The 16,954-nt window shown below is 60.6% G+C and carries 12 protein-coding genes and 1 pseudogene; 7 read left to right on the top strand and 6 right to left on the bottom strand.

Annotation, left to right across the window (positions count from 1 at the left end; translation table 11 throughout):
• The 4 genes from H2040_RS02940 to H2040_RS02955 form a co-directional block, all read right to left on the bottom strand.
• Positions 1-900 (bottom strand): restriction endonuclease subunit S (locus tag H2040_RS02940; RefSeq protein ID WP_287154287.1); only part of this gene is annotated, 900 nt, incomplete at its 3' end.
• Positions 897-2,348: a type I restriction-modification system subunit M gene (locus H2040_RS02945; protein ID WP_287154289.1), complete on the bottom strand. Its 1,452-nt coding sequence runs from the start codon at positions 2,346-2,348 to the stop codon at positions 897-899. The genes H2040_RS02940 and H2040_RS02945, both read right to left, overlap by 4 nt.
• Positions 2,349-2,526: 178 nt before the next feature.
• Complete coding sequence (gene hsdR / locus H2040_RS02950) at positions 2,527-4,962, bottom strand: EcoAI/FtnUII family type I restriction enzme subunit R (RefSeq protein WP_287154291.1); 2,436 nt, start codon at positions 4,960-4,962, stop codon at positions 2,527-2,529.
• Positions 4,963-5,116: 154 nt separating this feature from the next.
• Complete coding sequence (locus H2040_RS02955) at positions 5,117-5,830, bottom strand: SOS response-associated peptidase (RefSeq protein WP_287154293.1); 714 nt, start codon at positions 5,828-5,830, stop codon at positions 5,117-5,119.
• Positions 5,831-5,922: 92 nt separating this feature from the next.
• On the opposite strand from H2040_RS02955, the gene H2040_RS02960 reads away from it, so the two are divergent.
• From H2040_RS02960 to H2040_RS02990, 7 genes and pseudogenes are all read left to right on the top strand, one after another.
• The gene (locus tag H2040_RS02960) at positions 5,923-6,705 is read left to right on the top strand and encodes an ImuA family protein (protein WP_287154295.1); all 783 of its coding nucleotides are present in this window, start codon (positions 5,923-5,925) and stop codon (positions 6,703-6,705) included.
• A complete protein-coding gene (locus tag H2040_RS02965; protein ID WP_287154297.1) occupies positions 6,635-8,155 on the top strand; it encodes a DUF6504 family protein in 1,521 nt (506 codons plus the stop codon). Before H2040_RS02960 ends, H2040_RS02965 begins: the two co-directional genes overlap by 71 nt.
• Positions 8,152-11,421 carry an error-prone DNA polymerase gene (locus H2040_RS02970; protein ID WP_287154298.1) on the top strand — a complete coding sequence of 1,090 codons (3,270 nt, stop codon included), beginning with the start codon at positions 8,152-8,154 and terminating at the stop codon, positions 11,419-11,421. Before H2040_RS02965 ends, H2040_RS02970 begins: the two co-directional genes overlap by 4 nt.
• Before the next feature lie 301 nt (positions 11,422-11,722).
• Complete coding sequence (locus H2040_RS02975; RefSeq protein WP_287154299.1) at positions 11,723-12,574, top strand: glucose 1-dehydrogenase; 852 nt, start codon at positions 11,723-11,725, stop codon at positions 12,572-12,574.
• Between the two features lie 37 nt (positions 12,575-12,611).
• The gene (locus H2040_RS02980) at positions 12,612-12,797 is read left to right on the top strand and encodes a DUF3008 family protein (protein ID WP_287154300.1); all 186 of its coding nucleotides are present in this window, start codon (positions 12,612-12,614) and stop codon (positions 12,795-12,797) included.
• 319 nt (positions 12,798-13,116) lie between these two features.
• The gene (locus tag H2040_RS02985; RefSeq protein ID WP_287154301.1) at positions 13,117-14,286 is read left to right on the top strand and encodes a zinc-dependent alcohol dehydrogenase; all 1,170 of its coding nucleotides are present in this window, start codon (positions 13,117-13,119) and stop codon (positions 14,284-14,286) included.
• 166 nt (positions 14,287-14,452) lie between these two features.
• Positions 14,453-15,055, top strand: a pseudogene (locus tag H2040_RS02990) (flavodoxin family protein); the annotation flags it as partial.
• Between the two features lie 235 nt (positions 15,056-15,290).
• Here the strand turns inward: H2040_RS02990 and H2040_RS02995 are convergent.
• Positions 15,291-15,515: a hypothetical protein gene (locus H2040_RS02995; protein WP_152485823.1), complete on the bottom strand. Its 225-nt coding sequence runs from the start codon at positions 15,513-15,515 to the stop codon at positions 15,291-15,293.
• Positions 15,516-15,631: 116 nt separating this feature from the next.
• A protein-coding gene (locus H2040_RS03000; protein WP_502709321.1) for an IS3 family transposase occupies positions 15,632-16,770 on the bottom strand; the annotation gives its coding sequence in 2 pieces (ribosomal slippage) (positions 15,632-16,503 and positions 16,503-16,770; 1,140 coding nt in all).
• Positions 16,771-16,954 lie beyond the last annotated feature (184 nt).

Raw genomic sequence — 16,954 nt, forward strand, 5'->3', positions numbered from 1 at the left:
GGTGGTGAGGGCGGGGAGCGTGGCGAGGACGAAGCGGGCGTTGGCCGGGAACTCGGCCGGGTCGGCATCGGGCGCGGTCAGGCGGGCGAGGCTGGCGGCGGTCAGCCGGTCGCGGGTGTCCTCGCGCTGCCCGCGGGCCGCCTCCAGCCGGTCCAGCAGCGCCATCAGCTCCTCCACCTTCGCCACGATCCGCCGCTGCTCGGCGCGGGGCGGGAGGGGGAATGCTGTGCCGACGATCTTGATCTTGGAAATGTTTGGCTGCGCACCGCCTTCGCTAGACGCTTGAAACGCGGACCTCTGCGCGAGAAGGAAGAGGAAGAGAAAGCGATTGAATACACCAGAGAACGGCGAGCACCCACATACAGCCTGATTGGTGACCGCTTCCTCGGCGAGGATTGCTAGTTTCCCAATTGTTGCGCCATACATTGCGATGAGCACGTCACCGGGCTTGTTCCGACGAAACGACCCGCTTTGGACCGCCTTTTCTGTGACCGTTTCTTCTGATCCTCTGAGGTTAAGGCAGTCGCCAAGCTCCCCAGACTTGAGCCATGTGATCCCGCCGCCATACAGGTCAGGATTTGATCGTGAAGGCGTTGAGCCCGATCCCCAGTCACCTATCGCACCGAGCCTTGTCCAACACCAGTTGAACGGAATTGGGAACGGGTATTCTTGCTCTTCGATTGGAGGGATCTTGCTGTTTTTGATCGCCTTGGCCTGCACCAGCCGCGCCTTCTCCGCCGCGATCCGCTTCAGCAAGTCCGACGCCGGTTCGTCGCCCGCGTCCTGCGGCACCAGCTTCCCCCGCATGGCGAGGTCCAGCACGAAACGGCGCAGACGGGAAACGGCGTCAGGTGCCTCGGCCACCTGTTCGTAGAGCGCGAGCAGCCGGTCCGCATTCATCGGGCGAGCGCCTCGGACAGGATCGCCTTCAACTGGTCGCGGAGCGCGGCCACCTCCGCCTCGGCGTTCGTCAGATCTTCCAGCAGCGTCTCGGGATGGCCGTGATCCTCGGCCACGGTGTGGGGGTTCTTGATGTGGAGGTTGTAGCCGCGAGCCTTCACCTCCTCGGCGCTGACCTTCCAGGCACGCTCGGACCCCTGCCGCCCCTCGCGGCGCGGCCCGCCCCACCATTCGGCGCAGTCGGCCAGATGCTCCAGCCGGATGGGCCGGGTCATGGAATAGGCCTTCTGCCCCTCGGGCACTTGATGCTCCCAGAACCAGATGTCCTGCGTGGGCGCGCCCTTCTCGAAGAACAGCAGGTTCGTGCCGATCGAGGCGTAGGGGCGGAAGACCGAGTTCGGGAGGCGCACGATGGTGTGGAGGTTGCACTCCTCCATCAGGTGCTCCTTGAGCCGGGTCTTGACGCCCTCGCCGAAGAGCGAGCCGTCGGGCAGGACCACCGCCGCGCGGCCGCCGGGTTTCAGGAGGCGGATGATCAGGGCGAGGAAGAGGTCGGCAGTCTCGCGGGTGCGGAAGTGCTGGGGGAAGTTGGACTCGATCCCGTCCTCTTCCTTGCCGCCGAAGGGCGGATTAGTCAGGACGATATCGACGCGATCCTTTTTCTCCCAGCTGATAAGCGGTCGCGCAAGCGTATTGTCGTGCCTGACAAAGCTGGCGTCCTCGACATCGTTGAGCAGCATATTTGTTGCGCAAAGCATATGCGGAAGCGGTTTCTTCTCGGTCGCTCGCAACGCTCCTTGCATGAGGTGTTCGTCCTCGGGCCGCTTGACGTAGTGTTTGCGCATATGACGCATGGCGCAGGTCAAGAACCCTCCCGTGCCGCACGCTGGATCAAACAGTATCTCACCCGGGCGAGGGTCAATCCGCTCGGCCATGAAGGCAGTCACAGCGCGCGGAGTGTAATATTCCCCCGCGTTGCCGGCTGATTGAAGGTCGTTGAGGATTTGTTCGTAGATAACCCCGAAATGCTCACGCTCGCTGAGGTTATTGAAGTCTATAGCACTAATCTTGTTGATGACCTGCCGCATCAACTGGCCGGATTTCATATATTGGTAGGCGTCATCGAAAACGCTCTGAACGACCTTGGCGCGCGGACCCGCTGAAGGAGAGAGGTTCTTCAAGCGCGGAAAGAGGTCATCGTTGACGAAGGAAAGAAGTCGGTCACCTGTTGGGCCTTCAGGATCCGCGGCCCAGTTCCGCCATTGAAGGTCGTCAGGCACGGGCGACTCATAATCGTCGTTCAGCAATTCGAGTTGCTGGTCCTGATCGTCCATGATCTTGAGGAAAAACATCCAGCAAAGCTGACTGATGCGCTGCGCGTCGCCGTCCACGCCAGCGTCTTTTCGCATTGTATCCTGAATGGATTTGACGGTGGTTCGAATGGTCATCGATTATCTCAACAAGCTTCGTTTGCCCCAGGTTCGGGGTTTGAAATCGTAATGCCAGTGACTAGCCAGCATCTGACCATGTCGCACGTTGTCCTGGCAGGTCAGAACGCCATAGGGTGGCGGTGGCAGCTGGGCAGGTATTGGGATCGCCTACCCGTCACCTGCTCGGCGCGCCGACTTATGAGACGTCATCATAAAGTGAAGCTTGCAGGTCGTTGGCCGCACGTTCAAACTCCTGCCTTCCGCCAAAAGCTTTGACCAGTTGCACGGGCGTTCCCATTTTAGAAAACGGGGATATTGACAACACGCGGACGTCTGCAAGATCGGTTACACCTTCGTCCGCGTATTTTTTCAATAACGCCTCGAGCACTTTGCGCGCCGTGTCTCCGTATTTGCCGAACGCATCCCGTTTTTTGATATTTTGCGCGCGTTCTCGCCGCGTGAACGCTGGCTGATCAAAAGCTACATGAAGGATGAGGTCGAAGGGATCGAGATCCTGGCCGATCTCGCGGCCAATCAGTGACAAAGGCAAACCTTCGGCTTCCAGCTCGTCCAGAACAGCCTGCTTGCGCTCTGCTGCATTCCAGCGGCGAAGAAAGTCGTCCATGCTGGCGAACCGCTTCTTCAGAGAGCGTCTAGTGAAATCGCGCAAAGACTCTGTAATCAATCGGCCGTTTTCGTCGAGATACTCAACCCTTTCGGCGACTATCTCCGCTGTGACGCCGTCGACGTAGATTTTCTTGCGCGCGCTTGGAGAGGGGGAGTGCTCTGGGTCATATATGACCTCCTCTTCCTCACCAACGCCGGGCGGCGACGCGCCATCCGAGGTCGGCGTTCCCGGTTCGTCAGGCGGCGAGACTGGCGCGTCGCCTGTCGGTTCGTAAATCTGGACGGGCTCGCCATCAAACGCCGGGTCCGCAAAGTGATTTGTAGCGCCGCGGAAATCCATCAGCGTGAAGAAGTATTTTTGCGTATCGTTGTGGACGCGTGTCCCGCGTCCAAGAATTTGTTTGAACTCAGTCATCGAGCCGACAGGCCGGTCTAGCGCGATAAGCCGGCACGTTTGTGCATCCACGCCTGTGGAAAGAAGGCGAGAAGTTGTCACGATTACCGGATACGGGGATTCCGGGTCGATGAAGTTTCCGAGCTGGTCAAGCCCGTCCTTGTCGCTGCCGGTTATTCGCATGACGTAGCGGTGATTTTCCGCGACTAGGTCAGAGTTTTCGTTCACTAAAGCCTGGCGCATTCGTGATGCATGTTCCTGGTCAACGCAAAAGACAATCGTCTTTTGGTGTCGATCTCCCGACTCCTTCAGGAAATCGGATACTTTCCGGGCAACAATTTTCGTTCTTTCGTCCAGGACAAGCGAGCGATCAAAGTCGCGTTGATTATAGATTCTGTCCTCGACCTCATCGCCGTCTCTGTCGCGTTGTCCGGTTTCCGGGCGATAACCCTCAATGTCCCTGTCGATATGGATTTTGATTACCTTGTAAGGTGCGAGAAAACCGTCTTCGATGCCCTGTCTAAGCGAGTAGCTGTAAACAGGCTCTCCGAAGTAGGCGATGTTTGAAACGTACTCGGTTTCCTTCGGCGTGGCGGTGAGTCCGATCTGCGTTGCCGAGGAGAAGTGTTCAAGTATTTCGCGCCATGCCGCATCCTCAGCAGCGCTTCCGCGGTGGCACTCATCAATTACAATCAGGTCAAAGAAATCCGGTGATAGCTCCTTGAATATTTTGTCTCGATCGTCAGGTCCCGTGATCGCTTGGTAGAGACCTAAATAGATTTCATACGAGGTGTCGATCCGGCGTTTCTTGTCGAGCGCCGTCCTCAATTCTTCTAAGTCACCAGACTCAGACTCGATCGTTTTTGACTTGGATGAGAGTTTGGCCATGGCCGAACCAAAAGGACGGAAATCATTGACCATCGTCTGGTCAATCAAGACGTTTCGATCTGCGAGAAACAGGATTCGCTTCTTTTCGCCGGCTTGCCACAATCGCCATATAATCTGAAATGCGGTGTAGGTTTTTCCCGTACCGGTCGCCATCACAAGGAGAATCCGGTCGCGGCCTTTTGCGATTGCTTCGACCGTACGGTTTATGGCGTTGAGCTGATAATAGCGGGGGGATTTTTCACCACCATCGTCGTGAAAACTCTGCAGAACGATCTTCTCCTCGCCCGCATCAAGCTGTTTCCATTCTCGGTACCAACGCCAAACAGTTTCGGGAGATGGGAATTCGTCGAGATTCAGTCGAGTTTCGGTTTGTTGTGAACGTCCGGTACGGTCATGAAACAAGAAACCATCCCCATTGGAGGAAAACACAAACGGAATGTCCAAGGTCTCAGCGTAGTTAAGCGCCTGCTGCATTCCGTCGCCAATCGAATGATTCCTGTCTTTCGCTTCAATCAGCGCGATGGGAATATTTGATTTCTGATAGAGCACATAATCAGCGAATTGCGGTTTTCCGCGGCTTACGAGCTTGCCGCGAACGATGATGCGCCCTTTCGTGAAGAAAACTTCTTCACGAAATTGATCCTGCTTCCACCCCGCTCGACTTATCGCCGGCGTGATAAATTTCGTGCAGACATCACGTTCTGAGAGGGACCGATTTGTCATTGAAAAATATTGGCATGAATCGATCACACTGATCTAGAAAAACGCGCTATAGTTGCGACCGCCATCGATAGGGGCGGTAATCAGCATTTAGATTGCAGAGAATTCAAATTTTGGTCCGCCTCACGGATAGGCACTACGTTAGTTTTCTCCACTCTCAGTCGCTCGCCACGACCAGGATCTCGCCCTCCGACCGTGGGTTGCTGACCGTGCTCGGGACTTTCCAGTACTCCATGTCGTCCGCCGGGTAGACCGTCATCAGTTGACGCGGATCGGCGGTCGCCGGATCAAGCCAGGCGTCCCAGGTTTCGTTCGGAAGAATGATAGGCATCCGGTCATGGAGTTTGGTGATCTTTTCGTTGGGCTCGCCGGTAAGAATGGAGAAGGACAGGACCGGTTCGCCATCAATTACCGCCTCGTCCCACAGGCCGGCAAAGCACAGGAAGGGTGGTTCGGCCGGCGGACCCTCGCCCTTGAGCATGCGGGCGATGGGCCGGGTGGTGATGAACCAGGGCTGCTTGTTTCCCTTCGGTCCGGTCCATTCGTAGAAGCCGATCGCCGGGATGAGCGCGCGCTGGCTGCGGAAAGCCTTCTGGTAGAGCTTTGACTCCTGCACGGTCTCGGCGCGGGCGTTGATGGTCGAGAACCGCATCTCCTTGAGCGGTTTCTTCCACCAGGAAGGGACGAGCCCGAAGCGCATCTCGCGCATCTCGTGGCCATTCCGGGTTTGGAACGCCACCGGGGCGGTGTCGGTCGGGGCGGTGTTGAAGCGCGGCTCCAGGTTGGACGGGGCCTTGGCGCCGCTGATGAGTTTCAGCCAGCGCTGGTAGTCCGCCCAGGTGATTTTTCCGACTGCAAAACGTCCGCACATGGCTCTCAGCCTAGCGGCGGCGCGGAGCGCGTCCAGCCTCGCAGGATCGCGCGCTTGACTCTCTCCGCCAAGATATAGAACAAAAGAAGAACATGAGTTCAGTCAGCGCCACCCGCGCCGCGACGCTGGAGGCATTGCGGCGGCGGCTCCGGAGGCTGGAGCCGCAGGAACCCGCCTTTCTCCAGAGCGAGGCGACGGGGCTGGCGGGACTCAAGGCCTCGCCCGGCGAGCTGATCGATCTACGGCCGCGCGCCTATTTCGACACGCCGGCGGCGTTTTCCTTCCTCGCCGCGCTGGCATCGGCAGCGGCCCGGGAGAGCACAGGCCCGGTTCTCTGGTGCCGCCGCGCCAGTGATCCGGCAAGCGATTTTGGAAACCTGCATCCGCATGGGCTCACCCGGTTCGGGCTGGATGCGGGGCGGGTGATCCTGGCGACGGCCCGGGACGCAGCGGGCGTGCTCTGGGCGATGGAAGAGGGCGCACAGTCGCGTGGTCTGGCCGTGGTGCTTGGCGAACCGGGTCAGGGCGGCGCGTACGGCCTGACCGCCAGCCGCCGCCTGAAACTGGCGGCGAAGGAAAGCGGCGCGGCGTTGTTCGTGCTGCGGGCCTTTGCGGATGCGGAGCCCACCGCAGCGCGGCGACGCTGGGGCGTGGCGGCCGCGCCGGGTCCGCCCCGGCCCTGGCGGGGCGCGGCGGGTTTGCCGGCGCTCGGGGCGCCGCGATGGATGGTGGTGGAAGAACGGGGCCGCGGCCAGGACGGCGCGGCCCGGGAAGTCGAGTGGGATGAACAGGCGCTTTGTTTCCGTGAGCCTCAGCCTATGGCCGACCGAACGGCTGGCGCGGACCGACCGCAGAAGAAACGCCGCGCCGGATGAGCGCGCGCGGCCCCTTGCCCTGACCCATGCCGCGTCGGGCGGGCAACGCCTCCATGCGCTGGACGCGGGCGCGCAAGCCCTGGGACTCCGGTGCGGCATGAGCGTCGCCGACGCCCGCGCGCTTGTCCCGGGACTTCTGACCCGGCCCGCCGCGCCCGAGGCTGACCGGGCTGCGCTTAAAGCGCTCGCCCGCTGGTGCGGGCGCTGGTCGCCCTGGACCGCCGCCGACCCCCGCGAGCCCGGCCGCGATGGCGTCTTTATCGAGATCACGGGCTGCCAACGCCTGTTTGACGGCGAGGAGAAACTGCTCGGCGACATGGCGGCGCAGTTCCGGGGGCTCGGTCTCACGGCGCGCCTGGCCGCAGCGCCGAGCCTTGGCCTGGCATGGGGTCTGGCGCGCTTTGACCCGGATGCGGCGCGCGGGCCCTTGAGCGTCGGCGCGGACGCCGCGCCCCGGCGTCTCGCGGCGTTGCCGGTGGAAGCCCTGCGGCTGCCCGATGATACGAACGAGCGGCTGCGGGCGCTGGGATTGATGAAAGTGGACGCGGTGATGCGCCAGCCGCGGGCGGCGCTGGCCCGCCGGTTCGGACTGGCGCTTCCGCAGCGGATCGACCAGGCGCGGGGGGGCGAGGGCGAGGCGCTCGACCCGCTTCTCCCGGCGCGCGCCTTTCGCAGTGAAAGCCGGTTCATCGAACCGCTTATGCATCTCGATCCGATCCGCGCGGCCGCCCCGGCGCTTCTGGAAAGGCTCTGCGGCCAGCTCGACCGGGCGGGCCGCGGCGTGCGGCGTCTGCGCCTGACGCTTCTGCGGGTCGACGGACGGACTTTTGACGTCGAGGCGGGCACGGCCGCGCCAAGCCGGGACGCGGCGCATCTCAAGCGTATTCTCGATGAACGGCTGGAGCGGGCCGAAATCGATCTCGGTTTTGGAATAGAAAAGCTGGTCCTGACCGCGCCGAAGACTGCCCCGGTGGCGGACCGTCAGGGCGACCTGGAGCGCGGGAGCGGGGAGGCGGACGCCGACCAGCTCGCTGACCGGCTGGTCGCACGGCTGGGCGAGGACGGGGTTCGCCGCGCGGCCGCGCGCGAAAGCTGGATTCCCGAGCGCGCCAGCGGCTGGGCGCCGGCGGACCGGGGCGGCTATGCAATGCGCCCCGCGCTGGACCGTCCGCTCCTGGTCATGGACCGGCCCGAGCCGGTGGAGGCGGTCGCTGAAGTCCCGGACGGCCCGCCGCGCGCCTTCATCTGGCGCCGGCTCCGCCACCGCATCGCCCGCGCGGAAGGACCCGAGCGGATCGCGCCGGAATGGTGGCGGGAGAGCGGGTGCGAGGCTACGCGCGACTATTTCCGGGTGGAGACCGCCGAAGGGCGGCGCTTCTGGCTCTATCGCGACGGCCTCTATTACCGGGAGACGGAGGCCCCGCGCTGGTTCGTCCATGGCGCGTCATGACGCCTTACGCCGAGCTTCTCGCCGCCACGAATTTCTCCTTTCTGCGCGGGGCGAGCCATCCCGACGAGATGATCGCCGCCGCCAAGGCGCTGGGGATTGAGGCCATCGGCGTCTGCGACCGCAACTCCCTCGCCGGGGTGGTGCGGGCGCACCGGGCGGCAAAGGACATGGAGATGCGTTTTCATCCCGGCGCGCGCCTGGTCACGCAAAGCGGCTTTGAGGCTGCGGCCTATCCGACTGACCTTGCCGCCTATGGCCGGCTGACGCGGCTGCTGACACTCGGCAAACGGCGGGCTCCGAAGGGCGATTGCCATCTGGAGATCCATGACATTCTCGACCACGCCGAGGGACTGGTCTTTCTCCTCATTCCGCCGGCGGACTTTTCGGAATACTGGGCGGCCGAGGCGTTTCATTTCATCGCGGCCGCGCCGGAGAATTCATGCCATATCGCCCTGGTCCGTCATTTCGACGGCCGGGACGGCGAGCGGCTGCATCGCGCCGCGGCGTTGGCCGAGGAAGCCGGCGCGCCAGCGGTGGCGGCGACGGACGCGCTTTATCACTCGCCCGACCGCCGGGCGCTGCAGGACGTCATCACCTGTATCCGCGAAAAGACCACCATCGACGCCGCCGGCTATCTGCTGGAGCGCAACGCCGAACGCCACCTCAAGGACGGCGACGAGATGGCGCGCCTTCTCCCGGACTATCGCGCTGCCCTCGCGCGCAGCCTTGCGGTCGCCGACCGGCTCAAATTCTCGCTCGACGAGATCGCTTACCAGTATCCCGAAGAGGTGATGGAGCCGGGCGAGACGCCTATGGAGACGCTGACCCGCCTGACCCGCGAGGGGCTGGAACAGCGCTATCCAGAGGGCGCGCCCGACAAGGTGACCAGGGCGGTCGAGTATGAGCTCGCCCTGATCGAAGAGCTGAACTACCCGGCCTATTTCCTGACCGTCCACGATCTCGTCCGCTATGCGCGAAGCCAGGGCATCCTCTGCCAGGGGCGGGGCTCGGCGGCCAATTCCTCGGTCTGCTACTGCCTGGGCGTCACTTCGGTCGATCCGGCGACCATCGATCTTCTCTTCGAACGTTTCGTCTCCGCCGAGCGCGGCGAGCCGCCCGACATTGACGTCGATTTCGAGCATGAGCGGCGCGAGGAGGTGATCCAGTACATCTATGAGAAATACGGCCGCCACCGCGCCGGAATGACTGCGACAGTCACCACCTATCGCGCCAAAGGCGCAGTGCGCGAGGTCGGCAAGGCGATGGGCCTGTCGCTGGACATGGTCGATGCGCTCGCGCGCTCGGTCTGGGGCTGGTCGCCCGACGGCATTCCGGAGGACCGGATTCGCGAACTCTCGCTTGATCCCGACTCCCCGCGCCTGAAACAGACGCTCAAGCTCACGCGCGACCTGATGGGTTTTCCGCGTCACCTCTCCCAGCATCCGGGCGGGTTCGTCATCACGCGCGACCGGCTGGACGAGATCGTGCCGGTGATGAACGCGGCGATGGCGGACCGCACCTGTATAGAGTGGGACAAGGAGGACATTGAGGCGCTCGGTCTGATGAAGGTCGACGTGCTGGGGATGGGGATGCTGAGCGTCCTCGCCAAGGCGTTCGCGTTGATGGAGTCCCATTACGGCCGGCGCGAGACCCTCGCCAGCCTCCAGGACGAGGACCCGCGCGTCTATGACATGATCTGCGAAGCCGACACGGTCGGCGTCTTCCAGATCGAGAGCCGGGCGCAGATGTCCATGCTGCCGCGGCTTCGCCCCCGCGAGTTCTACGATCTTGTGATCGAGGTCGCCATCGTGCGCCCCGGACCGATCCAGGGCGACATGGTGCACCCCTATCTGCGCAGGCGCGACGGCAAGGAGTCGGTCTCCTATCCTTCGAAAGCGCTGAAGGAGGTTCTGCACAAGACGCTCGGCGTGCCGCTTTTCCAGGAACAGGCGATGAAGATCGCGGTGGTCGCCGCCGGGTTCACGCCGTCCGAGGCCGACCGGCTGCGCCGCGCCATGGCGACCTTTCGCAATGCCGGCGTTATCCACGAGTTCGGAATGCGCCTTATCGAGGGCATGGTCGCCAATGGCTATGACCGGGACTTTGCCGAGCCCTGCTTCAGACAGATCAAGGGGTTTGGAGAATACGGCTTCCCGGAAAGCCATGCGGCAAGCTTTGCGCTGCTGGTCTATGTCTCGGCCTGGGTGAAGCGGCATTATCCGGACATTTTCTGCGCCGCAATCCTCAATTCCCAGCCCATGGGCTTTTACGCTCCGGCCCAGCTCTATCTCGACGCAAAGCGCCATGGCGTCGCCGTGCGCCCGCCCGACGTGAATCGTTCCGACTGGGACTGCACTCTGGAGCCCCTGGAGCCGGGCGACGGCGCCAGGCTCACCGAGGAGGGAGGAGCGCGCTACGCGGTTCGCCTCGGCCTGCGGCTGGTCAAAGGGTTTTCCGAGGCGGCCGCCGCCAGGCTTTCGGCGGCGCGCCAGGCGGGGGGGAAGTTCGGGAGCGTCGAGGATGTGCTGCGGCGGGCCTGTCTGACCCGCCGGTCTATCGACCAGCTTGCGCGGGGCGACGCCTTCCGCTCGATCGGTGAGGATCGCCGCCGGGCCTCCTGGTCCGCCTCGGGCCTCTCCTCCGCGCCGATGCCGTTGTTCGATAAGGGCGAGGGTGCACACGAAGACGCGCCGGACCTTCCCGACATGCCGCTTCGCGAACAGGTCTTCCGGGACTACCAGTCGCTGGGGCTCAGCCTGAAGGCGCACCCGATAAGCTTTTTCCGCGAGCGGTATGAGCAGGAGCGCGTGGTCCGGTGTGCGGACCTGAAGGGCAGGAAGGATGGGACGCGCCTGAGCGTCGCGGGAGTCGTCCTCATCCGCCAGCGTCCCGGCTCCGCGCATGGCGTGGTCTTCATCACCCTCGAGGATGAGACGGGCGTCGCCAATCTTATTGTCTGGCCGAAGATCCTGGAGCGCTATCGCCGCGCCGTGCTTGGCGCGCGTCTTCTGCGGATTGACGGCCGGCTCCAGCGCGAGGGCCAGGTCATTCATATCGTCTGCGACCGGCTGGTTGATGAAAGCTGGCGGCTGGAGACGCTGCGCGAGGGCGACGGGGACTTTGGGGAAGGTCACCTCTCCCGCGCCGATGAAGTCAGGAACGGGACCTGTGAGGATCCGCGGGAAATCACCGCCCGCCGCCGAGCGGACCGGATACGCCGCTCCGGTGAGGCCGCGTCGCTGCCGAAATCGCGGGATTTCCGGTAAGGGCCGCGATCACCTCTCCGGACGCTGCTTCGGCATCCGCTTTCGGAATGACCTAGTTTGCTCCGACTCATTATCTGATGAGCGAATTGAGAGCTTAAGGGGACAGCGTCTTTCGGGTGCGCCAGAGAAATTCGACTGTCACCTCCTGGATCAGCGTGCGCCGAAACCAGATTACAGGTATCGGACGTGAAAACACCAAACGGCATCGAGACCTACGATTTTTTTCAATGTCACTTCCATATGGAACGAGGACAGAGGTTGGAGGCTTTAAGCTCCGTGTAATTAAAAAAGGACGCTCCCGATGAGTCTCCAACAAAAGCAGATTCACGAAGATGGATTGCCTGGAAGCGAAGCGGATCTTGAGCCTAAACCAGAGTGGCGGCCTCGCTTCAAAAGCTCGGGACGACTACAAGGTAAAGTAGCGGTCATCACGGGCGGCGACAGTGGTATTGGGCGCGCCACGGCAGCTTTGTTCGCCCGAGAAGGGGCTGATGTGGCGATCGTCTATCTCAAGGAAAGCGAGGACGCCAAGAAAACTGTATCCATCATCGAAAGCGAGGGTAGAAAAGCACTGGCGCTTGAAGGTGATCTCGGCGATGCGGAGTTCTGCAAGAAGGTCATCAAGAAAGTGATCGACAAGTTCGGCCAGCTTGATGTTCTGGTCAATAATGCGGGCGAGCAACATCCCGATAAAAATATTACCGACATCACTGAAGACCAGCTTCGCCGTACCTTTCAAACAAATATTTTCGCGATGTTCTTCCTGGTTCAGGCGGCAGTCGCGCACCTGCATAAAGGCGGCGTCATCGTCAATTGCACCAGCGTAACGATGTACAAGGGCGCGCCGCCTCTTCTCGACTATTCGAGCACGAAGGGCGCGATCACTGCTTTTACCCGCAGTCTTGCGATCAATCTTGCGGATCAGGGCATTCGTGTGAACGCCGTGGCGCCGGGCCCTGTCTGGACCCCGCTTAACCCAAGCGGCGGCGCTACAAAAGAAATGCTCGAGAATTTTGGCGAGGATACGCTCCTCGGCCGACCAGGACAGCCGAATGAAATCGCGCCAGCCTTCCTTTTTCTGGCGTGTGAGGATTCCAGTTACATGACTGGACAAGTTCTTCACCCCAATGGCGGCTACATTGTAGGCGGCTGAGGCCGTCTTCCGAAACAGCAAGTAATGGAGATCAGTTATGCCAGCCAAATCCAAAGACCAGCAAAAGGCCGCCGGCGCTGCGCTTTCTGCGAAACGTGGCGAGATTGATAAAGGCGAACTGCAGGGCGCATCCAAAGAGATGTATGAATCCATGAGCGAGGCGGAATTGGAAGACTTCGCCAACACCGAACGAAAGGGGAAGCCTGAACACAAGGGCGAATAAAAATTTGTTCTCGGGCTGCCTTCAATTCCTTGCGGGCTCTTTGTTCGCCGCTTTCCGTTCACGGCATCAAGGATAATCTAGTATCCAACCCCCTGAGCCGACCCGGCGCAAAGCAGCGATCAGACCGCCGGATCTATCAAATAGCTAGAACCCAATCTCTATTTGACCAGAGGCTCTCGACTTCGCTCTCCAGTCACGATCGATTTTGCTTAACAGATATCTGCGCGGATTCGCTTTCAGCTTAATGGGCGGAACATAATGATGAGCGACGGGTTCGCCTTATCGGGCCGCCCTAGGACCACTAAGGAACATTTCTATCATGCGCGCACTAGTTTGGCATGCCGTCGGTGATATTCGCTACGACACAGTCGAAGACCCGATAATCGAGGATGATCGGGACATCATCGTAAAGGTCACTTCCACCGCTATCTGCGGTTCCGATCTCCACTTGATGAACGGCGTCATTCCGGAAATGCGGGAAGGCGACATTCTTGGCCACGAATTCATGGGAGAGGTCGTCGAGACGGGGTCTGGTGTCGGCAATCTGAAGAAAGGTGACCGTGTGGTGGTACCATTCACCATCTCCTGCGGCGAATGCTTCTTCTGCGAGAAGGGACTCTATTCAGCCTGCGACAACTCCAATCGAAAGGCCGACCTGGCCGCTGAGGCCATGGGTCATGCCCCGGCTGGTCTCTTTGGCTATTCACACCTGACAGGTGGCTATGCCGGCGGGCAAGCGGAATATGTTCGTGTACCGTATGGCGATGTGGGGCCGGTAAAGGTCGACTCCGATCTCCGCGACGACCAAGTGCTGTTCCTCTCCGACATCTTTCCCACTGGATGGATGGCGGCGGAAAATTGCGGCATCGAAGAGGGCGATACAGTTGCAATTTGGGGCTGTGGCCCGGTTGGTCAGTTCGCCATTCGCAGCGCCTATCTGATGGGCGCTGAACGCGTTATCGCCATCGACTGCGTGCCCGAACGGCTGAAAATGGCTGAAGAGCGCAGCAAGGCCGAGACCATTGACTATTCCAACGACAATGTGATCGAGCGCCTCAAGGAAATGACGAAAGGACGTGGGCCGGATAGATGCATCGATGCAGTGGGAGCCGAGGCGCACGGTCATGAGACGTGCGGCGCGGTTAAACCGGAAGGGGCGAAGAAACCGGGAGACAAAGCCGATAACGGAACCGCGCTTTCAGATGCGCTGACCGTTTGCCGCAAGGGAGGCACTGTCTCTATACCCGGGGTTTATGCCAAGGAATTGACCCTTCCATTCGGCGCAGCGATGAACAAGGGACTGACCCTGAAGATGGGCCAGACTCATATGCAGAAATACCTCTCCCCGCTGCTGGATCGTGTTCAGAACGGTGAGGTGATCCTGGATGACATCATTACCCACCGAGGCGAACTGAAAGATGGCGAACGTCTCTACAAGACCTTCCGGGACAAGGACGATGGCTGCATCAAGGTCTTCTTGACCCCATAAAACCCCATCAGCAATCGGGCGGCGGAAAGACCTGCCGCCTGGTTCGTTTCTCCAATTTTGGGAGGGAAGGTCGCATCAGGCGCCAAAATTCTCGGCTTGCGGAACCAGATAAGGATCATCGCGCTTTCCTGACTTGCCGCTCGATAAACTCTCCGGAGGAAAGACGATGGGACTGAAGGTTCTTGCGCTGAATTGCACACTGAAGGCGGCGGAAGAGACGTCTTCGACCAAAAAGATGCTCTCTCTGGTTCTGGAAAAGCTGAAGCCACTGGGAGCGTATGGCGAAATCGTTCGCGCCGCTGAACTCAATATCAAGCCCGGGGTCACTTCTGATGAGGGGAAGGATGATGACTGGCCGCAGTTGCGGCGGCGCATTCTGGACGCCGACATCTTTTTGCTCGGCTCACCGGTATGGCTGGGTCAGCCTTCTAGTGTCTGCAAGCGCGTGCTCGAACGCCTCAATGCGTTTCTTGGAGAGAAGGACGATGCGGGGCACATGCCGTCCTATGGAGCCGTCGGAGGCGTCTGTGTGGTGGGCAATGAAGACGGAGCCCACCATGTTAGCGCGGAACTCTATCAGGGACTGAACGATGTCGGGTTTACCCTGGCTCCCAACGCAGTCTGCTACTGGGTGGGCGAAGCCATGCAAAAGACCGACTTCAAGGATCTGGAGGAGGTACCGGAAGTGGTGGATGCAGCTGCGTCACTGCTGGCGCGTAACACCGCCCATCTCGCTGCCCTTCTCCAGCGCTACGCTTATCCTGGTCAGGACGCCCGGAGCGTCGGTCCCGAAGAACCTGAAGAAGACGGTCTATTTGATGGACTGTCAAAGGCAGCGCAATCGGCGATGAAAGCGCCGATGGCAGAAGCTGTTGACGACGATCCGGAAGAACGCGGCTGATACTTATAGCCGGTCTGGCGGTCGGGGGACAGACGATGGAATGGTGCTGGACCTTGTGTGAGACCGCACCCAAGGTTCCTTCTATATCTTCCGCTACCGATGGTTACTTTCCCGAAGAGACGGCCAGTTTCATCCGCTCGATCTCTTCGATGGATTGGGTGGCTTGTATAATCAATGCCTCACGATCTTTGATATCTTCGTCGGTGGTATCGACGTATTTTCCGTCTTTGAAAGATTGGGTCTTCATTTTTCCAGCCCTCATAAGCTCGATCGTCTTTTGAAGGTGGCTCATATGATCTTCCAGCATCTTAATAGTGCGATCTGGCATTTGAGTTCCTTCTATAAGCCTAGGGCGATGTAACCGCGCCTAGGGCTATCTAATGGCCTGCCCCTTCGAGGTGGTCCGCGCATTTTATTAGTCCGGCGGTTTCCACGTAGCGGCGTTCATGCTGCTACACCTCCACAGTAAGGCGGTATGAACGCCGCGGGCAAGACGGCTTTTGGTGCCGGTGGTTTGTAGCCGAGCGATGAGTGCGGACGTGCCGTGTTGTAGTGCTGTCTCCAGGCCTCAATGAGGACCTTTGCCTCGTGCAGATCATAGAAGATTTCCCTCGCCAGAAGTTCGTCACGGAGCTTGGAGTTGAAGCTCTCGCAGTAGCCGTTTTCCCATGGACTTGCTGGCGTTATGTAGAGGGTCTTCACGCCAATACGGCCGAGCCAGTCTCGTAAGGCGGTGGCGATAAACTCCGGACCATTGTCGGAACGTATGTGCTCCGGCGCTCCATGCTGCACGAACAACTCGCTCAGCGTATCAAGCACGTCTCGCGAGTTCAGTCTGCGCGCGACACTGATCGCAAGGCATTCCCGGGTGAACTCGTCGATCACGCACAGCATCCTGAAGACCTTGCCATCATGGGTGCGGTCCTGGACGAAGTCATGGGACCAGACATGACCTTTGTGCGTTGGCCGTAGCCGCACGCAGGAGCCGTCATTCAGCCAGAGGCGACTACGCTTCGGTTGTTTCATTGGGACTTTGAGCCCTTCACGTCGCCAGATGCGATAGACCCGCTTTTCATTCACATGCCATCCATCGGCGCGGAGCAAGGCGGTGATCCTGCGATACCCATACCGACCGAACCGTTCGGCCAGATGGATGACCGCCTCGGTCAGCCTGCCTTCATCGCCGCGCGGCGTTCCTGGCTTGCGCTGGGTCGAGCGGTGCTGGCCGATCACGCGGCAGGCGCGGCGCTCTGAGACACCAAGCCCTTCCACAACGTGATCGACCGCATCCCGGCGTCGTGAAGGGCTTAAAACTTTCCCCGCACGACTTCCTGGAGGATCTGGTTATCGAGTGTGAGGTCTGAAACAGCCCGCCGAAGCCGGGCGTTCTCCTTCTCCATTTCTTTCATGCGCTTGGCCTGATCGACCTGCAGGCCACCGTACTCCTTGCGCCAGCGATAGTAGGTCTGCTCGGTAACGCCGACAGCGCGCGCCGCAGCCGCTGCCGTCTCTCCACGCGCGAGGCGAACCTCCACCTCCCGCAGCTTCGCAATGATCTCTTCAGGCTTGGCTCTCTTGCCCATGTCTCAGCTCCATATCTGAAGCCGGAACTAACTCAAATACCGGACCACTTTTTGGGATGCAGACCAGGTATCGACGTATTTTCCGTCTTTGAAAGATTGGGTCTTCATTTTTCCAGCCCTCATAAGCTCGATCGTCTTTTGAAGGTGGCTCATATGATCTTCCAGCATCTTGATAGTTCGATCT

Origin of the sequence: Euryhalocaulis sp. (assembly GCF_013911995.1) — a bacterium.
GTDB lineage: Bacteria > Pseudomonadota > Alphaproteobacteria > Caulobacterales > Maricaulaceae > Euryhalocaulis > Euryhalocaulis caribicus.

Bases quoted from the DNA above. Each gene is read 5' to 3' on its own strand.
- H2040_RS02975 (WP_287154299.1), top strand. From the start codon at position 11,723: ATGAGTCTCCAACAAAAGCAGATTCACGAAGATGGATTGCCTGGAAGC.
- H2040_RS02945 (WP_287154289.1), bottom strand. From the start codon at position 2,348: ATGACCATTCGAACCACCGTCAAATCCATTCAGGATACAATGCGAAAA.
- H2040_RS02995 (WP_152485823.1), bottom strand. From the start codon at position 15,515: ATGCCAGATCGCACTATTAAGATGCTGGAAGATCATATGAGCCACCTT.
- hsdR (WP_287154291.1), bottom strand. From the start codon at position 4,962: ATGACAAATCGGTCCCTCTCAGAACGTGATGTCTGCACGAAATTTATC.
- H2040_RS02980 (WP_287154300.1), top strand. From the start codon at position 12,612: ATGCCAGCCAAATCCAAAGACCAGCAAAAGGCCGCCGGCGCTGCGCTT.
- H2040_RS02985 (WP_287154301.1), top strand. From the start codon at position 13,117: ATGCGCGCACTAGTTTGGCATGCCGTCGGTGATATTCGCTACGACACA.
- H2040_RS02955 (WP_287154293.1), bottom strand. From the start codon at position 5,830: ATGTGCGGACGTTTTGCAGTCGGAAAAATCACCTGGGCGGACTACCAG.
- H2040_RS02970 (WP_287154298.1), top strand. From the start codon at position 8,152: ATGACGCCTTACGCCGAGCTTCTCGCCGCCACGAATTTCTCCTTTCTG.
- H2040_RS02960 (WP_287154295.1), top strand. From the start codon at position 5,923: ATGAGTTCAGTCAGCGCCACCCGCGCCGCGACGCTGGAGGCATTGCGG.